Origin of the sequence: Streptomyces dengpaensis (assembly GCF_002946835.1) — a bacterium.
GTDB classification, from domain to species: Bacteria; Actinomycetota; Actinomycetes; order Streptomycetales; family Streptomycetaceae; genus Streptomyces; species Streptomyces dengpaensis.
Genome location: NZ_CP026652.1, coordinates 4,030,371 through 4,051,945 on the forward strand (window position 1 = coordinate 4,030,371; position 21,575 = coordinate 4,051,945).

Annotated in this window: 18 protein-coding genes and 1 pseudogene; 7 read left to right on the forward strand and 12 right to left on the reverse strand. The window is 70.4% G+C overall.

What is annotated here, in order from left to right; genetic code table 11:
* Window positions 1-3: 3 nt before the first annotated feature.
* From C4B68_RS18455 to C4B68_RS18485, 7 genes are all read right to left on the reverse strand, one after another.
* Entirely contained in the window at window positions 4-1,050 is a 1,047-nt protein-coding gene (locus tag C4B68_RS18455) for a hypothetical protein (protein WP_099504828.1), read from the reverse strand.
* A gap of 83 nt (window positions 1,051-1,133) precedes the next feature.
* Window positions 1,134-1,802: a SigE family RNA polymerase sigma factor gene (locus tag C4B68_RS18460; protein ID WP_099504829.1), complete on the reverse strand. Its 669-nt coding sequence runs from the start codon at window positions 1,800-1,802 to the stop codon at window positions 1,134-1,136.
* Window positions 1,803-2,264: 462 nt separating this feature from the next.
* Window positions 2,265-3,329 (reverse strand): aspartate-semialdehyde dehydrogenase, encoded by a 1,065-nt coding sequence (locus tag C4B68_RS18465; RefSeq protein ID WP_099504830.1) that lies wholly within the window; start codon window positions 3,327-3,329, stop codon window positions 2,265-2,267.
* Window positions 3,329-4,603, reverse strand: coding sequence for an aspartate kinase (locus C4B68_RS18470; protein WP_099504831.1), 1,275 nt, complete (start codon window positions 4,601-4,603; stop codon window positions 3,329-3,331). Before C4B68_RS18470 ends, C4B68_RS18465 begins: the two co-directional genes overlap by 1 nt.
* Before the next feature lie 279 nt (window positions 4,604-4,882).
* On the reverse strand, window positions 4,883-5,542 hold the full coding sequence (locus C4B68_RS18475) for a DUF5063 domain-containing protein (protein ID WP_099504832.1): 660 nt from the start codon (window positions 5,540-5,542) through the stop codon (window positions 4,883-4,885).
* Window positions 5,535-6,134 carry a recombination mediator RecR gene (gene recR, locus C4B68_RS18480; RefSeq protein ID WP_099504833.1) on the reverse strand — a complete coding sequence of 200 codons (600 nt, stop codon included), beginning with the start codon at window positions 6,132-6,134 and terminating at the stop codon, window positions 5,535-5,537. The genes C4B68_RS18475 and recR overlap by 8 nt, the downstream gene beginning before the upstream one ends.
* A 178-nt stretch (window positions 6,135-6,312) precedes the next feature.
* Complete coding sequence (locus C4B68_RS18485) at window positions 6,313-6,657, reverse strand: YbaB/EbfC family nucleoid-associated protein (protein WP_099504834.1); 345 nt, start codon at window positions 6,655-6,657, stop codon at window positions 6,313-6,315.
* A 289-nt stretch (window positions 6,658-6,946) separates the two neighbouring features.
* On the opposite strand from C4B68_RS18485, the gene C4B68_RS18490 reads away from it, so the two are divergent.
* The gene (locus tag C4B68_RS18490) at window positions 6,947-7,687 is read left to right on the forward strand and encodes an SLATT domain-containing protein (RefSeq protein ID WP_099504835.1); all 741 of its coding nucleotides are present in this window, start codon (window positions 6,947-6,949) and stop codon (window positions 7,685-7,687) included.
* Window positions 7,688-7,999: 312 nt separating this feature from the next.
* On the opposite strand, the gene C4B68_RS18495 is transcribed toward C4B68_RS18490, so the two are convergent.
* Both C4B68_RS18495 and C4B68_RS18500 read right to left on the reverse strand, forming a co-directional pair.
* Window positions 8,000-9,532: a substrate-binding domain-containing protein gene (locus tag C4B68_RS18495; RefSeq protein WP_099504836.1), complete on the reverse strand. Its 1,533-nt coding sequence runs from the start codon at window positions 9,530-9,532 to the stop codon at window positions 8,000-8,002.
* 142 nt (window positions 9,533-9,674) lie between these two features.
* A complete protein-coding gene (locus tag C4B68_RS18500; RefSeq protein WP_099504837.1) occupies window positions 9,675-11,765 on the reverse strand; it encodes a serine/threonine-protein kinase in 2,091 nt (696 codons plus the stop codon).
* Window positions 11,766-11,981: 216 nt separating this feature from the next.
* Here C4B68_RS18500 and C4B68_RS18505 point away from each other — a divergent pair, with 216 nt between their 5' ends.
* From C4B68_RS18505 to C4B68_RS18515, 3 genes are all read left to right on the forward strand, one after another.
* Complete coding sequence (locus C4B68_RS18505) at window positions 11,982-13,337, forward strand: aspartate aminotransferase family protein (protein ID WP_099504838.1); 1,356 nt, start codon at window positions 11,982-11,984, stop codon at window positions 13,335-13,337.
* 200 nt (window positions 13,338-13,537) lie between these two features.
* Window positions 13,538-14,233 carry a GntR family transcriptional regulator gene (locus tag C4B68_RS18510; protein ID WP_099504839.1) on the forward strand — a complete coding sequence of 232 codons (696 nt, stop codon included), beginning with the start codon at window positions 13,538-13,540 and terminating at the stop codon, window positions 14,231-14,233.
* Window positions 14,234-14,479: 246 nt separating this feature from the next.
* The gene (locus C4B68_RS18515) at window positions 14,480-15,130 is read left to right on the forward strand and encodes a hypothetical protein (RefSeq protein ID WP_099504840.1); all 651 of its coding nucleotides are present in this window, start codon (window positions 14,480-14,482) and stop codon (window positions 15,128-15,130) included.
* Window positions 15,131-15,280: 150 nt separating this feature from the next.
* On the opposite strand, the gene C4B68_RS18520 is transcribed toward C4B68_RS18515, so the two are convergent.
* On the reverse strand, window positions 15,281-16,564 hold the full coding sequence (locus C4B68_RS18520) for an adenylosuccinate synthase (protein ID WP_099504841.1): 1,284 nt from the start codon (window positions 16,562-16,564) through the stop codon (window positions 15,281-15,283).
* Between the two features lie 191 nt (window positions 16,565-16,755).
* Between C4B68_RS18520 and C4B68_RS18525 the strand changes: the two genes are divergently transcribed.
* Window positions 16,756-17,592, forward strand: coding sequence for a diacylglycerol kinase family protein (locus C4B68_RS18525; protein WP_099504842.1), 837 nt, complete (start codon window positions 16,756-16,758; stop codon window positions 17,590-17,592).
* A gap of 131 nt (window positions 17,593-17,723) precedes the next feature.
* Here the strand turns inward: C4B68_RS18525 and C4B68_RS18530 are convergent, their stop codons facing one another.
* Window positions 17,724-18,221 (reverse strand): GbsR/MarR family transcriptional regulator, encoded by a 498-nt coding sequence (locus C4B68_RS18530; RefSeq protein ID WP_099504843.1) that lies wholly within the window; start codon window positions 18,219-18,221, stop codon window positions 17,724-17,726.
* A 104-nt stretch (window positions 18,222-18,325) separates the two neighbouring features.
* Here C4B68_RS18530 and C4B68_RS18535 point away from each other — a divergent pair, with 104 nt between their 5' ends.
* Complete coding sequence (locus C4B68_RS18535; RefSeq protein WP_099504844.1) at window positions 18,326-19,249, forward strand: ABC transporter ATP-binding protein; 924 nt, start codon at window positions 18,326-18,328, stop codon at window positions 19,247-19,249.
* A pseudogene (locus C4B68_RS18540) lies at window positions 19,246-20,861 on the forward strand (ABC transporter permease). Before C4B68_RS18535 ends, C4B68_RS18540 begins: the two are co-directional and overlap by 4 nt.
* 108 nt (window positions 20,862-20,969) lie before the next feature.
* Here C4B68_RS18540 and C4B68_RS18545 read toward each other — a convergent pair.
* Window positions 20,970-21,566 (reverse strand): Uma2 family endonuclease, encoded by a 597-nt coding sequence (locus C4B68_RS18545; protein WP_099504845.1) that lies wholly within the window; start codon window positions 21,564-21,566, stop codon window positions 20,970-20,972.
* Between the last annotated feature and the right edge of the window lie 9 nt (window positions 21,567-21,575).

The window sequence follows — 21,575 nt, forward strand, 5'->3', positions numbered from 1 at the left end:
CGCTCAGGAAGCCGCCAGGATCCCCGTGTGATACACCGTGCCCGCGCACGCGTTGGACACCGTCGCCGTCGCCGTGGCCGAGCCCGTCTCCGCCGTGTTCGAGACGACCACGCTGCCGTCGGCCACACCCTCCTCCGTGGCGAGCTGCGGCGTGGTGCCCTCCGGTTCGCTGGTGGTGCCGTCCCCGGTGCCCTCCGTGGGGGACGGGTCCGGCGAGGGCTCCGAGACGGTCGGGCAGGTCTCCGAGGGCACCCAGGCGAACTTCACCACGTACGAGGCGCCCGGCTGGAGCACCATCGAGGTGACCTCCGTGGAGGGGTCGGGCAGTCCGGTGGCCGCGTCGCCCGGCACATGGGTCGCCACGCCGATCTTGGCGGGGTCCGCCGCGCCCTGCGCGGTGGCGCCCACCGTGCCGGCACTCGTGACCGTACAGGTGACCGTGGAGACATTGGAGACGGTGAAGGAGCCGTAGACCGCGCCGGTGGAGTCCGGATCGGCGATGGCGCTGGTGGCACCGCCGAGCTGCGCCGCCGTACACGCGGTGGCGGTCTCGGCCGAAGGCGTCGGGTCGGTTCCGCCGCCCGTGGCCGCCCCGCTGCCCTTGTCATTGCCCTTGCCCTGGTCCGGGGTGTCCTTCTGGTCGTCCTTGCCCTTGCCGTTGGACGCGCCGGAGGAACCGCCCGCGGCCTTCCCGTCGCCGCCGTCCGGGCTCTTGCCCTCGCCCTGGCCGCCCTGCGCGTGCGAGCTGCTGCCCGCTATGGACGGGTCGGGGTTCGAGCCCGTCGAGTTCGAGACGTGCACGAGGGCCGGGACGGCCGTGCCGATGAAGAGCGCGGCGGCCGCCATGCCGACCATGGCCTGGCGCTTGCGGGCCCGTCTGGCCGGTACCGCGCGGCGCAGGTGGTCCAGGGTGCCGTCGGCGGGTTCGATCTCCTGGACGGCCTGGTGCAGCAGCCGGCGCAGCGCCAGCTCGTCCGAACCGAGCACGTCGAGACCGTCGGGCCCTTCGGGTCCCTGTCCGTCGGGCTGTCCGTTGGGGCCGTGGCTCACAGTTTCGTTCCCAGCGTGCGATTGCTTGTGCTCGTGCTCTGGGCGCCGATCGTCCTCGGGGCGTCGCCGCTCGTCGTGCCCGCTCATGCCGGGGCCTCCATGGCGATGCGGAGTGCCGCGATGCCGCGTGAACCGTACGCCTTCACCGATCCCAGCGATATGCCGAGCGTCTCGGCGACCTGGGCCTCGGTCATGTCCGCGAAGTAGCGCAGGACCAGGACCTCGCGCTGGCGGCGCTGGAGTCCCTTCATCGCCTTGATCAGCGCGTCCCGCTCCAACTGGTCGTACGCGCCTTCCTCGGCGCTCGCCATGTCGGGCATCGGCTTCGAGAGGAGCTTGAGGCCGAGGATGCGCCGGCGCAGGGCGGAGCGCGAGAGGTTCACGACGGTCTGGCGCAGATACGCGAGCGTCTTCTCGGGGTCGCGGACGCGTTTGCGCGCCGAGTGCACCCGGATGAAGGCCTCCTGGACGACGTCCTCGCAGGACGCGGTGTCGTCGAGCAGGAGCGCCGCGAGGCCGAGGAGCGACCGGTAGTGGGCGCGGTAGGTCTCGGTCAGATGGTCGACGGTAGTGCCCGCGGCCATCGTCTCGTCGGAGCCGTCGCGCTGGTTCGGTATGCGGGCGGGCCGCGCTGCGGGCATGGGCGCGATCACCGGCATGCCGCCGGGCGCGCCGGGGCTGCGGAGTCGGCGGGGTGGACGCGGGGCCGTGCCCCTCGTCTGGACCGCGGTGAATTCGAGTACCTCTGCCACGCCAGTTGGACACGCGTCCCCCCGGCAGGGTTGTACGCGACAGCCGCCACATTCGTGTCAGACGGCACGCCGGCCGAAAGGCCACCCCCCGGAGCTGCCACGGGACCGCCCTCCGGAGCACCCGCTGGAACGCCCGTCAGCGTGCCAGGCCCCGTACCTGACAGTGCATCAAATGCCCTCATGCGTACCAGCTCTTCCCCTATGCCCATATGCCGTTCCGCCCCCGACGACCCTGAATGGCGACCGACAAGACGCTCCCCGCCCTCCGCGCGGTTGCGGAGAGCGGGGAGGAGAATCTTCGAACGCCGACGAGGTCTGTTTCAAGTGACCCGAACTATCACCTCGGCCACACGACTCACACAGATCCTACAAACGAATCCCCCGATGGCCAGCGAGATTCCTGCTGCCGGACCGCCGGACCGGAGAATCCCCTTCCGGAACCGGCACCCCGGGCCGGGGAACCTACGCCCCGGTGATCTCCGCCGCCACCATCTCCGCGATCTGGGCGGTGTTCAGCGCGGCACCCTTGCGCAGATTGTCCCCGCACACGAACAGTTCGAGTGCCGTCGGGTCGTCGAGCGCCCGGCGCACCCGGCCCACCCAGGTCGGGTCGGTGCCCACCACATCGGCGGGCGTGGGGAATTCACCGGCGGCGGGGTCGTCGAACAGCACGACTCCCGGCGCGGTGGCGAGGATCTCGCGCGCCTTGGCGACGGTGACCTCGCCCTCGAAGCGGGCGTGGACGGTCAGGGAGTGCGTGGTGACGACGGGGACGCGTACGCACGTCACGGCGACCTTCAGCTCGGGCAGCCCGAGGATCTTGCGGGACTCGTTCCGTACCTTCATCTCCTCCGAGGACCAGCCGTCCTCGGCGAGGGACCCGGCCCACGGCACCACGTTCAGGGCCACCGGCTCCGGGAACGGTCCCGTGTTGTCGCCCACGGCACGTCGTACGTCACCGGGCTTGGTCCCCAGTTCCGTACCGGCGACGAGGGACAGCTGCTGGCGCAGGGTGTCGACGCCCCCGCGGCCCGCGCCGCTGACGGCTTGGTACGAGGACACCACCAGCTCGCGCAGCCCGAACTCGGCGTGCAGCGCGCCGAGGGCCACGATCATGGAGAGGGTCGTGCAGTTCGGGCTGGAGATGATCCCGCGCGGGCGGACGCGCGCCGCGTGCGGATTGACCTCGGGGACGACGAGGGGCACGTCCGGGTCCATCCGGAAGGCGCCGGAGTTGTCGACGACGACCACGCCCTTGGTGGCCGCGACCGGCGCCCATTCCAGAGCCACCTCGTCCGGTACGTCGAACATGGCGATGTCGACCCCGTCGAAGGCATCCTCCGACAGGGCCACGACCTCGACCTCCTCGCCGCGCACGGCCAGCTTGCGGCCGGCCGAGCGCGGGGAGGCGATCAGACGGATCTCGCCCCAGATGTCCGCGTGCTGGGACAGGATCTGGAGCATGACCGTGCCGACGGCTCCGGTCGCTCCCACGACCGCGAGCGTCGGTCCCACGGACTTGGCCATCAGCGGCCAGTGCCTCCGTAGACGACGGCCTCGTCGCTGTCGGAGTCGAGTCCGAAGGCGGTGTGGACCGCGCGGACGGCTTCGTTGACGTCGTCCTGGCGGGTGACCACCGAGATACGGATCTCGGAGGTCGAGATCAGCTCGATGTTCACGCCCGCGTCGGACAGCGCTTGGAAGAAGGCCGCGGTGACGCCCGGGTTGGTCTTCATGCCCGCGCCGACCAGGGAGATCTTGCCGATCTGGTCGTCGTAGCGCAGGGACTCGAAGCCGATCGAGGCCTTCGCCTTCTCCAGGGCGTCGATGGCCTTGGCGCCCTCGGTCTTGGGGAGGGTGAAGGAGATGTCCGTCAGGCCCGTGGAGGCGGCCGAGACGTTCTGCACGATCATGTCGATGTTGATCTCGGCGTCCGCGATGGCGCGGAAGATCGCCGCGGCCTCACCCGGCTTGTCCGGAACGCCGACGACCGTGACCTTGGCTTCGGAGACGTCGTGGGCGACTCCGGAGATGATGGCGTGCTCCACCTGCTCGTCCCCTTGAGGCTTCTCGTTGCTGACCCAGGTGCCGCGCAGTCCGGAGAAGGACGAGCGGACGTGGATCGGGATGTTGTATCGGCGCGCGTACTCCACACAGCGGTGCAGCAGCACCTTGGAGCCGGAGGCGGCCAGCTCCAGCATGTCCTCGGAGGAGATCCAGTCGATCTTCCGGGCCTTCTTCACCACGCGCGGGTCGGCGGTGAACACGCCGTCCACGTCGGTGTAGATCTCGCACACCTCGGCGTCCAGCGCCGCCGCGAGGGCCACCGCCGTGGTGTCGGAGCCGCCGCGCCCGAGGGTGGTGATGTCCTTGGAGTCCGCCGAGACGCCCTGGAACCCGGCGACGATGGCGATGTTGCCCTCGTCCAGCGCCGTACGAATACGACCGGGCGTGACGTCGATGATCCGCGCTTTGTTGTGGACCGAGTCGGTGATGACACCCGCTTGGCTACCGGTGAAGCTCTGGGCCTCGTGACCCAGGTTTTTGATCGCCATCGCCAGCAGAGCCATGGAGATCCGCTCTCCGGCGGTCAGCAGCATGTCGAACTCACGCCCGGCAGGAATCGGGGATACCTGCTCGGCGAGATCGATCAGCTCGTCCGTCGTGTCGCCCATCGCGGAAACGACCACGACCACCTGGTGGCCGTTCTTCTTCGCTTCCACGATCCGCTTGGCGACGCGCTTGATGCCCTCGGCATCGGCTACGGAGGAGCCTCCGTACTTCTGCACGACAAGGCCCACGTGCGCTCCTCGCTCAATCTGTCTCTGTACCGCACAACTGCGGTCGGCTCAGTCTAACGAGCGGCCGGAATTCCCTTCCCAAATACCACATCGTGAGATGTCCCGCTCACGGCGCGATCACTCGGTTTTTCTGCGGGAATTCCGGCCCGCTCCAGAACGGCACCTGCCCGCCGAAGCCCCGGCCACTCGGGAAAGTGCGCCGTGTCACACGGGGCCACCGCGCCTCACTTCTCCCGCCGGCCCGCGGGCGGCGTACGGCCACCACACCGCACCGACCGCCTACTTCACCTTCCGCAGCCCCAACGGCCCCGCGATCTCCTCCGCCATCACCCTGCCCGCCTCCTCCGCGAGGACTTCCTCGCCGATGTCCTGGTCGGTGTCCAGGCCGTTCAGGTCGTCGAGGGGCTGGTTCAGCCTCACGTGGGCGACCAGGGACTGGAGGGCGCGGAGGGCCGCCGAGGCTGTGGGGCCCCAGTTGGAGAAGTAGGAGAACTGCCACCACCAGAGGGCTTCCGTGGTGCGGCCGGCGCGGTAGTGGGCCATGCCGTGGCGAAGGTCGGTGATGACGTCGGCGAGGTCGTCGGAGATACGGCAGGCCACCGGGGCCCTGCGGGGCTCGTACGGGTCGAAGACCTCCGAGTACACGTCGACCGGGTCCAGCATCACCGCGAGGCGTTCACGGAGTTCGTCCACGTCCGGTTCCGGGCCCAGGTCCGGCTCGTAGCGCTCGTCGGGGACGATGTCCTCGTGGGCGCCGAGGCGGCCGCCGGCCAGGAGGAGCTGGGAGACCTCCAGAAGGAGGAAGGGCACGGCCGAGTCCGGCTCGTCGCCCTTGGCCACCTCGGTGACGGCGACCAGGAAGCTCTCTACCTGGTCCGCGATCTGGACCACGAAGTCGTCCGGGTCCTGGCTGGTCGCGTGCAGCGTGGCGTCAGACATCTAGGAGTCGTCTCCCCTCGAAGGCGCGGCCGAGCGTGACCTCGTCCGCGTATTCCAGGTCGCCACCCACCGGGAGGCCGCTGGCCAGGCGGGTGACCTTGAGGCCCATGGGCTTGATCATGCGGGCGAGGTACGTGGCCGTGGCCTCGCCTTCGAGATTCGGATCCGTGGCCAGGATCAGTTCCGTGACCGTGCCGTCGGCCAGGCGGGCGAGCAGTTCCCGTATGCGCAGGTCGTCCGGGCCCACGCCCTCGATCGGGCTGATCGCCCCGCCCAGTACGTGGTACTTGCCGCGGAACTCCCGGGTGCGTTCGATCGCGACGACGTCCTTGGGCTCCTCCACCGCGCAGATCACCGAGACGTCGCGGCGCGGGTCCCGGCAGATGTTGCACAGCTCCTCCTGCGCGACATTGCCGCAGGTCGCGCAGAAGCGGACCTTCGCCTTGACCTCGATGAGCGCCTGCGCGAGACGGCGGACGTCCGTCGGCTCGGCCTGCAGGATGTGGAAGGCGATCCGCTGCGCGCTCTTGGGACCGACGCCGGGCAGCCGCCCCAGTTCGTCGATGAGGTCCTGGACCACGCCTTCGTACAACGGACTGCCCGCCCTTTCTGGAAGCTTTCAGCTCGTACGGTAGTTGGCCGCCGCCCGTCTTAGAAAGGCAGGCAGGGCCTCAGAACTACAGGCATCAGAACTACAGGCCTCAGAACTGCAGGCCGAACCTCGGATCTACAGGCCGCGTCCCGGACCGGCGGAACGCGAGGGCCGAGTCTCAGAACGGCAGGCCGGGGATGCCGCTGCCGCCGCCGAGGCCCTGGGCGAGCGGACCGAGCTTCTGCTGCTGGAGCGTCTGCGCGTTCTCGTTCGCCGCCTGGACCGCCGCGACGATCAGGTCGGCGAGGGTTTCCGTGTCCTCGGGGTCGACCGCCTTCGGGTCGATCACCAGGGCGCGGAGCTCTCCGGAGCCCGTCACGGTCGCCTTCACGAGACCGCCGCCCGCCTGGCCGTCGACCTCCGTCCGCGCCAGCTCCTCCTGCGCGTTCGCGAGGTCCTGCTGCATCTTCTGGGCCTGCTGGAGCAGCTGCTGCATGTTGGGCTGGCCACCACCGGGAATCACGATCAGCTCCTGGTTTCGAGTACGGCTGTGTAGACCGTTTTTCCTGTCCAGCTCGAGCCTACGTGGTTGGCGGGCCCGTCGCCCAAGCACTCTTTCGAGTGAGACCCAAGAGGCGCCTATACCTGATCAAGACCCCTTTCCAGGTGGAAAAGCATGGAAACCCGGGCCATCGCCACCCATTGGGCGGTAGGAAGGGAGCGGCGCTTTCGCACCACGCGTCACACGGCGTCACGCAATGCCACCTGCCATGTCATCAGCGTCATCACTGTCGTCAGTTAGGGAGTGCCGGGTGACCCAGCCGGAGATGCAGCCCGAGGGGCCGCCCCAGGACGGGCGGAGCGACGGGGCGGCGGGGCTGCGACCGGGTGACCTGACCGGTCGGCCGTTCCCGCTCGGCGACTGGGGGGAGCCCGCGGAGCGGCTCCATGAGCTGTACCGGTGGGTGGAGCGGGGGGCACTCGACACGGCGGCCTGGTATCTCGCCGACCGGGTGGGGAAGCGGTGGGGGTCGCGGGCGCTGCGGGGCGGGGCGGCGGTGGGGGCCGTGTGCGGGGCCGCGCTTCCGTTGCTCGACCTCACCGGGGTGGTGGGCGGGGTCGCTCCCTGGGGATATCTGGCGTTGCTGCTCGGGGTCGCCTGTGTGGCCGGGGACCGGTTCTTCGGGGTGACCTCGGGGTGGATAAGGGATGTGGCCACCGCCCAGGCTGTGCAGCGGCGGCTGCTGGTGCTGCAGTTCGACTGGGCATCGGAGAGTGTGCGGGATGTTCTGGGGCCTGCGGAGGGGACGGCCAGTGAGGCGGCTGAGCGCTGCCTTGGGCTGCTGCGGCGCTTCTCCGAGGACGTGACGGAGTTGGTGCGGGCCGAGACCGTGGACTGGATGGTGGAGTTCCGGACCGGGGCCGCGCCATTGGGGATTCAGTCGTCGCTGTCCTCCCCTCCTCGGGGGGAGGGGATGCCGCCCGGGCGGGCGGCGCTGCCGCCGGGGGCGCGGCCGAACATGCCCCGGCAGCGGCCGCCTGAGCCCCGGTAGGGGGTTCGCGTGCGTCTTTTTCGCCCCCTCCGCCCCTACCCGTCCCGTACCTGGGGCTCCGCCCCAGACCTCGCTCCTCAAACGCCGGAGGGGCTGGACATTTCAAACGCCGGAGGGGCTGGACATTTCACCGCGCCGGCACCGGAAACGCCACCGGGCTTCGCTCCCCCGACCTCTTCACCGCTCGTACCCCGAAGAACACGTTGTCCTTGGACACGTCGAAGACTCCAGCAATGGTTGTGTACGCGACAACCCATGGGCAAGAGCGCAACACTGAAGGAAGCGCAGGGCCCGCCCTGCTGGAGATGAGGCTCAGCCCTCACCGCAGATCTTCAGGCCCACCGGCGTCCCGCACGGCAGATGTCCGTGCGTGCGGATCACTTGCTGGCCGCTGCCCCGGCTGACGTAGGTGAGGAAACTGGAGGCGAGGGAGTCGGCGGGCGGGTCGCCGTAGGTGTAGGCGTACTCGATCTCCCGGTACGGATAGTCGGCCACGCCGTGTTCGAGCTGCTCGACCGACGGCTCGTGGCCGTCGAGGGTGAGCCGGTGCAGCCCCTTGTTGCCGGTGGCGAGGTTGAGTTCGCTGTAGCCGATCGCGCCCGGCAGCTTGGCCACCGTGGCCAGCACCTGGTCGGTGGAGTCGAGTTCGCAGCGCACCACGGGCGCCGTGGGGTCGTCCTTGTGGATGCAGTCCAGCGAGGAGTTCGCTATCTCGCCGCGGCCCAGGACTTCCCGCTGGAAGACCTGCCGGGTACCGGAGTTGGCGTCCCGGCTGACCAGCAGGACGGGCAGGTCGGGGCCGCCGAGCTGCTTCCAGTTCCTGATCTCGCCGCGGTAGATACGGCGCACGTCTTCGAGCGAGAGGTTGTAGACGGGGTTCTTGTTGTTGACGACCAGCGTGAAGACCGAGACGGCGACCCGGCTTTCGCGCAGCTCCGGGAAGCCGCCCGGCTTGGGCCCGTCGGACAGCGCGACGACGGGCGGGGAGCCCTTCTTGGACGCGCCTCCGGAGGTGCGCAGTTCACGCACACCGGCCGTGCTGCCGTGCGCGTCCACCGTGATGGTGGCGCCCTCGCAGTCCTTCTCGTACTTGTCGGCCAGCTCCCGCACGACGGGCGCGAAAGCCGTCGAGCCGATGACCTTCAACTCGCCCTTCTGGCAGCCGATCGGGGGCCGGGCATCGTCGCGCAGCACGACGATCAGCGCGAGCGTGACGACGCACACGGTCAGCATCACGGTGATCAGCCGGGCCGCCCGGCTGAACAGCGGCGGCTGTTCGTCCGGTGTCGTACTGCGGTTGGGGCTGACCTCACCGTCCCGGATGCCGCCTATGAGCCGTACCTCGCTGCCCACATGGCCGCCCGACAGCAGCACGAGCAGCTTGAAGTGCTCGCCCCGGTTGAGCGGGACGCGCGGGATGCGCAGGGTGCCGTCGTCGTAGTCGAGGCCCGCGGACGGGGTGAAGTGGTCCATGAGGTGGTCGGTGCCGGTCGGCTGGGTCACCGAGACACCGCGGATCGTGCGGCCCGCGAACACGGCGGTCAGGCCGTGGAGTTCACGTCCCGTGTAGTCGTTGTCCGCGATGCTCTGCGATCCGTCGTTCTCGATCCGCAGCAGCACGAAGGTGGCGTCCGCCATGCCCGGCGCCTCGTCGAACCAGCCGAGCCGCACATTGGCCCGCCCGGAACTCACGTTCTCACCGATCGGGTTGTCCATCTGTACGCGGTACCCGATCCGCTTGCGCCGTGGCACCCGGCGCTCGTACCAGACCATCACGGCGGACGCGACGATACCGATCACAGCGGTCCCGACGGCCACGACGTTCTCTGCGCTGAGCCATTCCACTTGGCACTCCCCCGAGCCCTACGGTGGGGGGTCACCGTACGGCCCGGGACGGGAACGCCCCGCGTACGCCGGGTGAAATCCATCAGCCTTTCACGGTAATTGACGTCTCGTCAGCTACCTCTCCCGGGCGGCTACCGCCTTGTCACTGCGGGTCCGTGCTCCCCCTCGTGTACGTCAGTGCCTCGCCCGAGTCCGTGTTCACGCGGCGCAGGCTGCCGTCCGGGAGGACGGTGACCTCGGAGGCGGCGCCCGGGGAGCAGGAGGAGGCCGGTTCGCCGACGGTGACCTTGGAGGGGCCGATCTCCAGGGGGCCGCCGGCGACCGGGGCCCCGGCCAGCTCGGCCTTGAAGACGCAGTGGTAGGTGCCGCTGCCCGCCGGTCCGTCCGCGACGAGCGAGAGGACGGTGTCGCCCACCTCGCCCTGCTGGATGGTCAGTTGGCGGGTGTTGTGGCCCGTCGCGTTGTCGATGCTGGTGTTCCAGGTACCGAGGAACTCCTCCGGGATCGCGCCGGCCTGGGACGTCTGCGGGCTCGGCGACTCGGAGGTCGGGGATGGCTCCGGCGTACTCGCGCTCGCGCCCGGTGGCGTGGACGCGCTGGGCGACGTGGACGCACCGGCGTTCTTCTTGTCGTCGCTCCCGCTGCCCTTCATCAGCGTGTACACACTGCCGCCCGCGGCGAGCGCGACGACCAGGGCCACGACGACCAGAAGAGCGGTGGAGCGGCCGCTTCGCCGCGGGGGTTCGGCTTGCGGGGGGAGCGGGGCGACTCCGGGGCCGTACGGGGGTGTCGGGCCGTACGGGGGTGTCGAGCCGTACGGCGGCTGCTGCGCGCCCCAGCCGCCCTGCTGGGGGTAGCCGTAGGCGGGGTGGGCCGCGCCCGGGGCGCCGGGCTGGGGGTGCTGTTGCGCGTGGTGTTGGGGATAGCCGTACGCGGCGGGCGGGGCGGCCGGAGGGGGCGTCTGGCCCGCGCCCGCTCCCGCGATCATCGTGGGGAGGTGGTTGAGGGGGGCGGGCTGCCCGGGTGCGGGCGGGGCGGGGCTGTCCTCGACCGAGGCGGGAGCGTGTTCGGGGGAGGCTTCGGGGGTGGGGGGATCGGTCGGGGCAGGTGCGGCAGGGGGCTTGGAGAGGTTCGGCGTGGCGGCCAGGGCCGGGGGTACGGCGGGCGGTCCGGCCGGGGCCGGCGGCACGGCGGGAATGCCCGGCGCGGGAACAGCGGCGGCACCCGGCGCGGGAGCGACACCCGGCGCAGGCCCAGCGGCACCACCCGGCGCGGGAACGGCCGGCGGCGCAGGAGTCATGCCCGGCGTCTCGTCAGGGTCCTCCGTGTCCAGCAACTGCACCGCGTGCCGCCCGAGTTGGGCCACCAGTGTGCTCGGCAGCCATGGATCACGCGTGCGCCCGTCCAGGACGGTGTCCTCCGCGCCGGTGCGCTCCAGGATCTCGGCGAGGCTGGGCCGGGCGGCGGGGACCTTACGCAGACAGTCGCGTACGAGGTCGGCGAGGCCCTCGGGCAGGCCCTCCAGGTCGGGTTCCTCCTGCGCGATGCGGAACATCATCGCGTGCACACCGCTGTTGGCCGTCCCGAAGGGAAGGGCGCCCGTGGCGGCGTACGACAGGACCGAGCCGAGGCAGAAGACGTCGCACGCGGGCGTGATGCGGTCGCCGCGGACCTGCTCGGGGGCCATGAAACCGGGCGAGCCCACGAGCGCGCCGGTGCGCGTGAGGCCGCCGTCGGTCACCGTCTCCAGGGCGCGCGCGATCCCGAAGTCGATGACGCGCGGGCCGTCGATGGTGACGAGCACGTTCGAGGGCTTGAGGTCGCGGTGGATGAGCCCCGCGACGTGGATGTCCTGGAGCGCGTGCGCGAGCCCGGCGGCGAGGATGCGGACGGAACGCTCGGGGAGCGCGCCGTGGTCGTGGCCGACGACCGTCTGCAGGGACGGTCCGGCGACGTAACCGGTGGCCACCCACGGGATCCGGGCCTCCGTGTCCGCGTCGAGGACGGGCGCGGTCCAGTACCCGCCGACCCGCCGCGCGGCCTGCACCTCCTGCCGGAAGCGGGCCCGGAACTCCTCCTGCGCGGCGAGCTCCTCGCGCACCAGCTTGACGGCGACGGTACGCCCCCGGTCGGACCGTGCGAGATACACCTGCCCCATCCCGCCGGCACCCAGGCGTGCCAACAGCCGATACGCCCCGATCCTCTGTGGATCCCCGGACCCCAGCTTCTCCATGGCTGCACCACCCTCCCCCGTACGTGTGCAACAGATCGAGAATAGTGCGCGGTCACGACGGTGGAACCGGGAGTTCTGCACAGTTCAGCAACGGGTGTGCCGCGCTCCGCGCGCGTAAGCACGGCGGGTAAGCACGACAGACTGTCGCGGAAACCACCTGTCCACAGACAGGACGCCCATGTCGCGTCCGCTCCGTGGACATTTACGCTGCGGCCCATGACCCCTCAGCCCAACCCTCAGGTCGGCGCCGCCGTGAAGGCCGCGGACCGTGCGCATGTGTTCCACTCCTGGTCCGCGCAGGAGCTCGTCGACCCGCTCGCCGTCGCCGGCGCGGAGGGGTCGTACTTCTGGGACTACGAAGGCAAGCGGTATCTGGACTTCTCCAGCGGGCTCGTCTTCACCAACATCGGATACCAGCACCCGAAGGTCGTCGCCGCGATCCAGGAGCAGGCCGCGACCCTGACCACGTTCGCGCCCGCCTTCGCCGTCGAGGCGCGCTCGGAGGCGGCCCGGCTGATCGCCGAGCGGACGCCCGGCGACCTGGACAAGATCTTCTTCACCAACGGCGGCGCCGACGCCGTGGAGCACGCCGTGCGCATGGCGCGGCTGCACACGGGCCGCCCGAAGGTGCTGTCGGCGTACCGCTCGTACCACGGTGGTACGCAGCAGGCCGTCAACATCACCGGCGACCCGCGCCGCTGGGCCTCCGACAGCGCCACCGCCGGCGTCGTGCACTTCTGGGCGCCGTACCTGTACCGGTCGCGGTTCTACGCCGAGACCGAGGAACAGGAGTGCGCGCGCGCCCTTGAGCACCTGGAGACGACCATCGCCTTCGAGGGGCCGTCGACCGTCGCCGCGATCATCCTGGAGACCATTCCGGGAACCGCGGGGATCATGGTGCCGCCGCCGGGCTATCTGGCCGGGGTGCGTGAGCTGTGCGACAAGTACGGGATCGTGTTCATCCTCGACGAGGTCATGGCCGGGTTCGGGCGGACCGGTGAGTGGTTCGCGGCGGATCTGTTCGGCGTGGTGCCGGACCTGATGACCTTCGCGAAGGGTGTGAACTCCGGGTACGTGCCGCTGGGCGGTGTCGCCATCTCCGGGGAGATCGCGGAGACCTTCGGGAAGCGGCCGTACCCGGGCGGGCTGACGTACTCCGGGCATCCGCTGGCCTGTGCCGCCGCCGTCGCGACGATCAACGTCATGGCGGAGGAGGGCGTCGTCGAGAACGCCGCGCGCATCGGTGAGACCGTGCTCGGGCCCGGGCTGCGGGAGCTCGCCGCGCGGCACCCGAGTGTGGGTGAGGTGCGCGGTACGGGGGTCTTCTGGGCGCTGGAGCTGGTGAAGGACCGGGAGACCCGGGAGCCGCTGGTGCCCTACAACGCGGCCGGTGAGGCGAACGCGCCGATGGCCGCGTTCGGGGCTGCCGCGAAGGCGCACGGTCTGTGGCCGTTCATCAACATGAACCGGACCCATGTGGTGCCGCCGTGCAATGTGTCCGAGACCGAGCTGAAGGAAGGCCTGGCGGCTCTGGACGCGGCGCTGTCCGTGGCGGACGAGTACGTGGCGTGAGGCCGGAGGGGGTTTCGCCCCCTCCGCCCCTACCCGTCCCGTACCTGGAGGGCTCCGCCCCCCAGACCCCCCGTATCGCGCTGCGCGCTCGTCCTCAAACGCCGGACGGGCTGAATTCTCCCCCCACCGCGTATGGTGGCCTGCTCGGAGAGATACGCGAGCAGGACCATGTACCCACGGAATGGGGAAAGCGAGACGCCATGTCCGGCAGCGGCGGCAATGGGGTGGTGACCCGCAGCACCCTGCGGCAGCAGATCGCGGACGCGCTCCGCGACGAGGTGCTCGCAGGCCGTCTCCAGCCGGGCCAGGAGTTCACGGTGAAGGAGATCGCCGAGCAGTACGGCGTCTCCGCGACCCCCGTCCGCGAGGCCCTGGTCGACCTGTCGGCGCAGGGCCTGCTGGAGGCGGACCAGCACCGCGGCTTCCGCGTGCACGAGTACTCCCCCGCCGACTACCGCGGCATGATCGAGGCCCGCGGCCTGGTCACGGACGGCATGTTCCACAGCCTCGCCGCGAGCGGCATGAAGCAGCTCAGCGCCCCCCGCGCCGCCGCGGCCCTCGCGGCCGTCCGCCGCCGGGGCGAGGAGGCCCAGCGCGCCGCCACCGCCGGCGAGCTGAACATCCTCATCGGCTACGACCTCCGCTTCTGGCGCGAGCTCAGCGGGCTCTTCGACAACCCCTACCTCACCGACTTCCTGCACCGGCTGCGCGTCCAGACCTGGGTCTGCACGGTCCAGCACCTGCGCCAGGTCGACGACCTGAAGGGCTACCTGTGGTCGGGCCACACGGAACTCGTGGATGTCCTCGCCCTCCGCGACCATGCGGCGGCCCGCGCGATCGTCGCGGAGTACAACGCCCACGCACTGGCCCTCATCGAGCGCCTGGCCGCGGAGTGAGGGCGGCACGTGGCCACCGAGTGAGGGCCGCGCGTTTTCAGCCGGTGGGGCAGGGCCTCAGCCCGTCCGGCGTTTGAGGACGAGCCTTTCGGGCGATCGGGGGGTTCGGGGGCGGAGCCCCGGAGGCGGCACCCACACCCCCGGCCACCGGGAACCGAGAGTTGCGCACCGAGCCTTCCCAAGACCGCCGCGCGCACTACGCTGCCCTGACCACCCTGCACCCCAAGGAGCCAGAGGAGCCGTCTGTTGGCCTGTGACCTGTGGTTGGTCCCACTCGTCGACGTGCTGTGCCACACCCCCGACAACCCCTTCGCCGAGGAACTCGCGCTCTACGACAAGGTGCTGGGCGAGGCCGGACTCCCACCGGTCCCGGTGTACGCGTACATGCCGGGGCTGTCGGGCGACGTGGCCCCGGTCGCCGGGTTCGACTACGACGCGCTGCACTTCCTGCGCCGCGCGTATCTGCTCCAGATGTGCGGGCTCGCGGTGACGCCGGTGGACGAACTGGGCGGCGACTACGAGCAGCTTCTCGAGATGTTCGAGTCGAACGCCCAGAAGTCGCACCTGGTCTGGCACTACGACCACGCGGGCGCGTACGTCCCCGTCGACTTCCCGCACCCGCTCGCCAACGACGAACTCCTCGCGGGCGGCGGCCCCTTGGGCTCCTCCCAGACCCTGCTGCGCGAACTCGAGTTCGTCGCCCCGTCGATCGGCATCGATCCGGCCAACCCCCCGGCTGCCCCGCACCCTCCCATGGCACCCACGGAGCTGGAGGAACCGGCCGCCCCCGCTCCCTACGACGCCAGCCCCTTCGCCCGCGAACGCCATGTCTGGCTGGGCCTCCACGCGGCGGCGACCCGGAGCCTCGCCCAGGGCTCGATGATCATCTTCAGCTAGGGCCTGTCCGGCGGATCAGGTCGCAGAGAAGCAACGGCACCGATCATGGGACGGAGGCCGTATCCCCGGATATGAGTACGCCCCCGGATGTCTCCGGGGGCGTACTCATGCGAGGAGGTGCTGAACCGCCGTATCAGACGGCCGGGTTGACTAGATGAACGAGTTGATCTCGATCGTCTCGTCACGCCCCGGGCCGACCCCGATCGCCGAGATCGGCGCGCCGGACATGTCCTCGAGCGCCTTGACGTACGCCTGGGCGTTCTTCGGAAGGTCCTCGAAGGTCTTGGCCTTGGTGATGTCCTCGGACCAGCCGGGGAGGTTCTCGTAGACCGGCTTCGCGTGGTGGAAGTCGGTCTGGGAGTACGGGAGTTCCTCGACGCGCTTGCCGTCGATCTCGTACGCCACGCAGACCGGGATCTCCTCCCAGCCGGTCAGCACGTCCAGCTTGGTGAGGAAGAAGTCGGTCAGACCGTTCACGCGGGTCGCATAGCGGGCGATCACCGCGTCGAACCAGCCACAGCGGCGGTCACGGCCGGTCGTCACGCCCCGCTCGCCGCCGATGCGGCGCAGCGCCTCACCGTCCTCGTCGAACAGCTCCGTCGGGAACGGGCCCGCGCCGACGCGGGTCGTGTACGCCTTGAGGATGCCGATGACCCGGCTGATCTTCGTCGGGCCGACGCCCGCGCCGGTGCAGGCACCACCGGCGGTCGGGTTGCTGGACGTGACGAACGGATACGTACCGTGGTCGATGTCCAGCAGCGTGCCCTGACCGCCCTCGAAGAGCACGACCTTGTCGTCGTCGAGCGCGTCGTTGAGGATCAGGGTGGTGTCGGCGACGTACGGCTTCAGCCGGTCCGCGTAGGTCAGCAGCTCCTCGACGACCTGGCCCGCCTCGATGGCGCGACGGTTGTAGAGCTTGGTGAGCAGCTGGTTCTTGACGTCGAGGGCCGCTTCGACCTTCTGCGTCAGGATCGACTCGTCGTACAGGTCCTGGATGCGGATGCCGACGCGGTTGATCTTGTCCGCGTACGTCGGACCGATGCCGCGCCCGGTCGTACCGATCTTGCGCTTGCCGAGGAAGCGCTCGGTGACCTTGTCCACCGTCACGTTGTACGGCGTGATGATGTGCGCGTTTCCGCTGATCAGAAGCTTGGAGGTGTCGACGCCGCGCTCGCCCAGTCCGTTCAGCTCGGAGAACAGGACCGACGGGTCGACGACGACTCCGTTTCCGATCACCGGAGTGCACTCCGGAGTGAGGATCCCGGAAGGGAGGAGGTGGAGGGCGTACTTCTGGTCGCCCACGACTACCGTGTGGCCGGCGTTGTTGCCGCCCTGGTAGCGCACCACATAGTCCACGGATCCACCGAGCAGGTCGGTGGCCTTTCCCTTGCCTTCGTCACCCCACTGAGCACCGAGCAGCACAAGTGCGGGCACAGGCGTACACCCCTTCCGGGCGGGGCATGTCCAAGGTCGGGGACGTACGCGGCTGGTTTTCGATACGGCTGCGTACGCCGGCGACCTCCTTTGGCCGCGACCGTCCCACCGGATGCCCCGGAATAGACGAAGCCCCTGGCGCAATAGCGCAAGGGGCTCTTGCACAAAGATGCTACCCGAGGAAGCGAGGCATGACCGAGGTGGCGGCTTCCGACCAGCTCCTGGTGGTCATCGACCCGGTCGCCCGACGGACGGACGGCGAGTCTGTACGGATCGCGAAAGACGTGCTCAGCGCGGGTGCGGCGACGAAAGTGTGCCTGCCGGACGGGCCCGAGGAATTCGCCCGGGCGCTGACCCGAAGAGGGTCCCGCCGACCGGTCGTGGTCGGCGACGACCGGGCCCTGCTGCGCGCGGTGTCGCTCCTCCACCGGCAGCGGGAGCTCGCCGCGTGCGCGCTGTCGCTGGTGCCGGTGGGGGGTGTGCTGTCCCTTGCCCGTTCCCTCGGCGTGCCGACGGGGGCCGTGGCGGCGGCCCGGGCCGTCCTCGACGGGGCCGAGCGGCGGCTCGACCTGCTCGTGGACGACAGCGACGGGGTGGTGCTGCGCGCGCTCCGCATCCCGTCGGCACCGTCCCCAGCGGCGCCTGCCGCGGCGTCGGCCAACCCCTGGCTGCGCACGTGCCAGACCCTGGTCCGCACCCTCGCCGCGCGTCCCGCCCGCCTGGCCTCCGTGCCGGGGCCCGGGCCCGCGCGGCTGCGGGTGGAGGTGGACGGGGTGCTGGTGGTGGACCTGGATCAGCCGGTCGCGGGGGTGTCCGTGGCGCCCGGGGTGTCGGGGGCGGCGGACGTGGAGGTCCGGCCGGTGTCCGTGGGGGCCGAGGCCGCGCCCCTGCGGGTCGTGGGGCGGCGGGTCACCGTGTCCGGGGCGGACTTCCGGTACCGGGCGGATGCGGTGGTGGGCGGGCCCGTACGGACGCGGACGTGGACGGTGCGGGAGGGGGCGTGGGGGCTGACGCTGCCGGCGGGGTGAGCGGCGGGGGGTGAGCGCCGCGGGTTTTCGCCCCCTCCGCCCCTGCCCGTCCCGTATCTGGGGGCTGCCGCCCCCAGACCCCCTGTCGCGCTTCGCACTCGTCCTCAAACGCCGGACGGGCTGAAACCCCTTCAGTTCCCCCCGAATGTCTCCGCGCGGTGCGCCCGCCAGCGCTCCATCATGGCCTCGACCTCCCCCTCCATGAACTCGAAGAAGGCGAGGGTCTCCGCGATCCGGGCGCCCGCCGGGGTGTCCGCGCCCAGGCTGGCGACCCCCTCGCGCAGCGCGTCCTCCCAGCGTTTCATGATCGCCTCGCGGTTGGTGAGCGCCTCGTACCACTGGTCGCTGTGCACGCGGTACCGCTCCCGGCGCGAACCGGGCTCCCGCTCGCGCGACACCATGTGCACCTGTGCCAGATAGCGCACCGCGCCGGAGACCGCCGCCGGGCTGATCTGCAGCTGTTCGCCGAGCTCGACCGAGGTCAGGGCGCCCGTGTCGGAGGCGAGCAGCGCCCCGAAGACCCGGGACGCCATCCGTGGCATCCCGGCCTCGACCATCTGCGCCGCGAAGTGCTCGACGAACCGCGAGACCGCTTCCGCGTCCCGCCCCGCCGCCGTCGGCTCTGCCATCCCTCGATCATCTCCCCTGGTCGTACGCCGTTCTCAAGTCTATCCCTGCTTTTATATGCTTCCTTAACTTCACAAATTTCTGAACGTAACGTACGTTCTGAACCATGACGAAGGCAATCACCGTCTCCGGACTGCACAAGTCGTTCGGCAAGACGCACGCTCTGGACGGTCTCGACCTGGACGTCGAGACCGGCGAGGTCCACGGCTTCCTCGGCCCGAACGGCGCCGGGAAGTCCACCACCATCCGGGTCCTGCTGGGCCTGCTGCGCGCCGACTCGGGCGCGGCGCAACTGCTGGGCCGGGACCCGTGGGCGGACGCGGTGGAACTGCATCGCCGGGTCGCCTACGTCCCCGGTGACGTGACCTTGTGGCGCAACCTCTCCGGAGGCGAGGTCATCGACCTGTACGGCCGTCTGCGCGGGGGCCTGGACAAGGCCCGGCGCGCCGACCTGATCGAACGCTTCGAGCTCGACCCCACCAAGAAGGGGCGCACGTACTCGAAGGGCAACCGCCAGAAGGTCGCCCTCGTCGCCGCCTTCGCGTCGGACGTCGACCTGCTCATCCTCGACGAGCCCACCTCGGGCCTCGACCCGCTGATGGAGGAGGTCTTCCAGCGGTGCGTGGAGGAGGAGCGGCAGCGCGGCCGCACGATCCTGCTGTCGAGCCACATCCTGAGCGAGGTCGAGGAACTCTGCGACCGCGTGAGCATCATCCGCAAGGGCGTCACGGTGGAGACGGGCTCCCTGGCCGACCTGCGCCACCTGACCCGTACGAGCGTCACCGCCGAACTTGAGGGCCCGCCCAACGGGCTGGCGTCGCTGCCCGGCGTGCACGACCTCGACGTACGGGGACAGCGGGTGCGGCTGCAGGTCGACACGGACAAGCTGGACGCCGTACTGCGCTCCCTCACCGAGTCGGGCGTACGGTCGCTGACCTCGACGCCGCCGACGCTGGATGAGCTTTTCCTGCGGCACTACCAGGAGGACGTACGGGCCGCGGCCCCCTCGGAAGGGGCGATGGCCCGATGACCGCCGCGACCTCGGCCGTACGGGCGGAGCCCCGGGGATCCCGCCAACTGGCCGGAACCGGGACGCTCTTGAGGTTCGCGCTGCGGCGCGACCGCCTGATGATGCCGCTCTGGGCCGGCGTGATCGGCCTGATGGTGGTCTCCATGCCGAACTCGCTGGAGACCATCTACAGCACCCCGGCCGAACGCGCCGACGTGGCACAGCAGATGCTCGGCAACAGCTCCCTGCGCGCCATGTACGGACCGGTGTTCAGCGACTCGCTCGGCGGACTCACCGCCTGGCGCATCGGCGCCTACGCCGGGGTGTTCGCCGCGATCATGAGCCTGCTCATCGTCGTACGGCACACCCGGGACGAGGAGGAGAGCGGGCGGCAGGAACTCATCTCGTCGGCCATGGTGGGACGCCGGGCCCCGCTGACGGCCGCGCTGCTGGCGGCGTTCGTCGCGAACGGCGCCCTCGCGCTGCTGATCGCGGGCGGGCTCGCCGGGCAGGGCGGTTCCGGGGCACTGGCGCTTGGTCTCGCCACCGCCGGGGTCGGCATGGTCTTCGCCACGATGGCGGCGATCGTCGCCCAGCTGACGGAGAGCGCGCGGCTCGCGAAGGGGCTGACGGGCGGGCTGCTCGGCGCGGCCTTCGTCCTGAAGGCGGTCGGCGACTCCGCGACGACCGACGGATCGTCGCCCCTGACCTGGATCTCCCCGGTGGGATGGCTGGAGGAGATGCGGTCCTTCGCCGACGAACGCTGGTGGGTGCTGCTCCTGTTCATCGCGGCGGTCGCCGTGCAGGGCGCGGCCGCCTACGAGCTCGCCGGGCGGCGCGATATCGGCATGAGCTTCCTGCCGACCCGGCCGGGACCCGCCGCCGGGCGGCTCGGTACGGCCGGGGCGCTGGCCTGGCGGCTGCAACGGGGTGCCGTGCTCGGCTGGAGCCTCGGGTTCCTTGCCGCCGGGGCCGCGTTCGGCGGGATGACGAAGGGGGCCTCGGACCTGGTCGGGGACAACGACAAGACCCGCGAGATCATCGAGCGGATGGGCGGGCAGTCCGGGGTCACGGACGCCTTCCTCGCCACGATGGTGGGGATGCTGGGCATGGTCGCCGCGCTGTACGTGGTGTCCTCCGTGCTGCGGCTGCACGGCGAGGAGACCTCCCAGCGGGCCGAACCCGTCCTGGCGAACGCGGTCGGCCGGCTGAGCTGGGCCTCCGGGCATCTCGCCATCGCCTTCGGCGGCACCGTCCTCATCATGCTGCTCGGCGGCCTCGGTCTGGCCCTCGGCTACGGCGACGACTTCGGGGCCATCCTCGGCGCCTGCCTCGTCCAGCTGCCGGCGATCTGGGCGCTGGGCGCGCTGGCGCTACTGCTGTACGGGGTCTCCCCTCAGCTCGCCCCCGCTTCCTGGGCCGCGGCGGGCCTCGCCCTCCTCCTCGGCTGGAAATCGGCCCCGCCCTCAACGTCCCCCAGACCGTCATGAACCTCTCGCCCTTCGGTCACCTTCCCAAGCTGCCGGGCGGCGAGATGGCGTGGATGCCGGTGGTGGTTCTGACGGCCATCGCCGTCGCGCTGACGGCCGCGGGGCTCGCGGGACTGCGGCGGCGGGACATCACCACCGGCTGACATCACCGCCCGGACAATGTCGTCATCACCATCTGGAGGGAACCCTCCCGGCGCCCTGTGCGGGTCAGCTCCCACCATGGGACAACGCGCGCAGGCCGCCGTCGGAGTTCAGTCGACGTACTGCTTGAGGTCCTCGGTGTCGAGTTCGATGCCGACAGGGTCGGGGAGAGTCACCTTGCCGCCGAGCCGGACCACGTGGATGTCCCGGTATCCGTCTTCCATGTCGGGGTCGCTGTGCACGAGGATCGAGAGGTTGTCGCGGTCGATCAGCAAGTAGACCGGGATGCCTGCCTCCGCGTAGGTCCGGGGCTTCTCCAGCCGGTCGCGGTTGTGGGTGTCCGCGTCGTACGACGTGATCTCGACCGCCATCAGCACGCCCTTGGCGTCGGCCCAGTCGCCCTGTCCACCGAAGTGACCCACTGGTGCGAGCAGGGCGTCGGGCCGGGCGCGCCCCCTGCGGTACGCCTCGACCTTCAGCCCCTGATTCGTCGTGTTGAGGGTGAGCTCGGGCCGCGCCTGCTTGCACTGGAAGACCAACCACATCGCGATCTCGCCGTGGTTGCCATTCGTCACCTTCTTGACCCCGATCCGTCCGCCGATGAACTCGAAACTGACGGTCTCGTCCTCATGGGCGGCGAATTCGGCGATCCGCTCGAACATTGCCACGGACATCTGAGACGACGTGCGCTCTGCCATAACCGTCATGGTGCCCCC

What these genes read in the sequence shown, in the direction of transcription:
- C4B68_RS18465 (WP_099504830.1), bottom strand. Translation starts at nt 3,329, where the DNA reads ATGGCCAAGTCCGTGGGACCGACGCTCGCGGTCGTGGGAGCGACCGGA.
- C4B68_RS18475 (WP_099504832.1), bottom strand. Translation starts at nt 5,542, where the DNA reads ATGTCTGACGCCACGCTGCACGCGACCAGCCAGGACCCGGACGACTTC.
- C4B68_RS18500 (WP_099504837.1), bottom strand. Translation starts at nt 11,765, where the DNA reads ATGGAGAAGCTGGGGTCCGGGGATCCACAGAGGATCGGGGCGTATCGG.
- C4B68_RS18505 (WP_099504838.1), top strand. Translation starts at nt 11,982, where the DNA reads ATGACCCCTCAGCCCAACCCTCAGGTCGGCGCCGCCGTGAAGGCCGCG.
- C4B68_RS18510 (WP_099504839.1), top strand. Translation starts at nt 13,538, where the DNA reads ATGTCCGGCAGCGGCGGCAATGGGGTGGTGACCCGCAGCACCCTGCGG.
- C4B68_RS18525 (WP_099504842.1), top strand. Translation starts at nt 16,756, where the DNA reads ATGACCGAGGTGGCGGCTTCCGACCAGCTCCTGGTGGTCATCGACCCG.
- C4B68_RS18530 (WP_099504843.1), bottom strand. Translation starts at nt 18,221, where the DNA reads ATGGCAGAGCCGACGGCGGCGGGGCGGGACGCGGAAGCGGTCTCGCGG.
- C4B68_RS18535 (WP_099504844.1), top strand. Translation starts at nt 18,326, where the DNA reads ATGACGAAGGCAATCACCGTCTCCGGACTGCACAAGTCGTTCGGCAAG.
- C4B68_RS18545 (WP_099504845.1), bottom strand. Translation starts at nt 21,566, where the DNA reads ATGACGGTTATGGCAGAGCGCACGTCGTCTCAGATGTCCGTGGCAATG.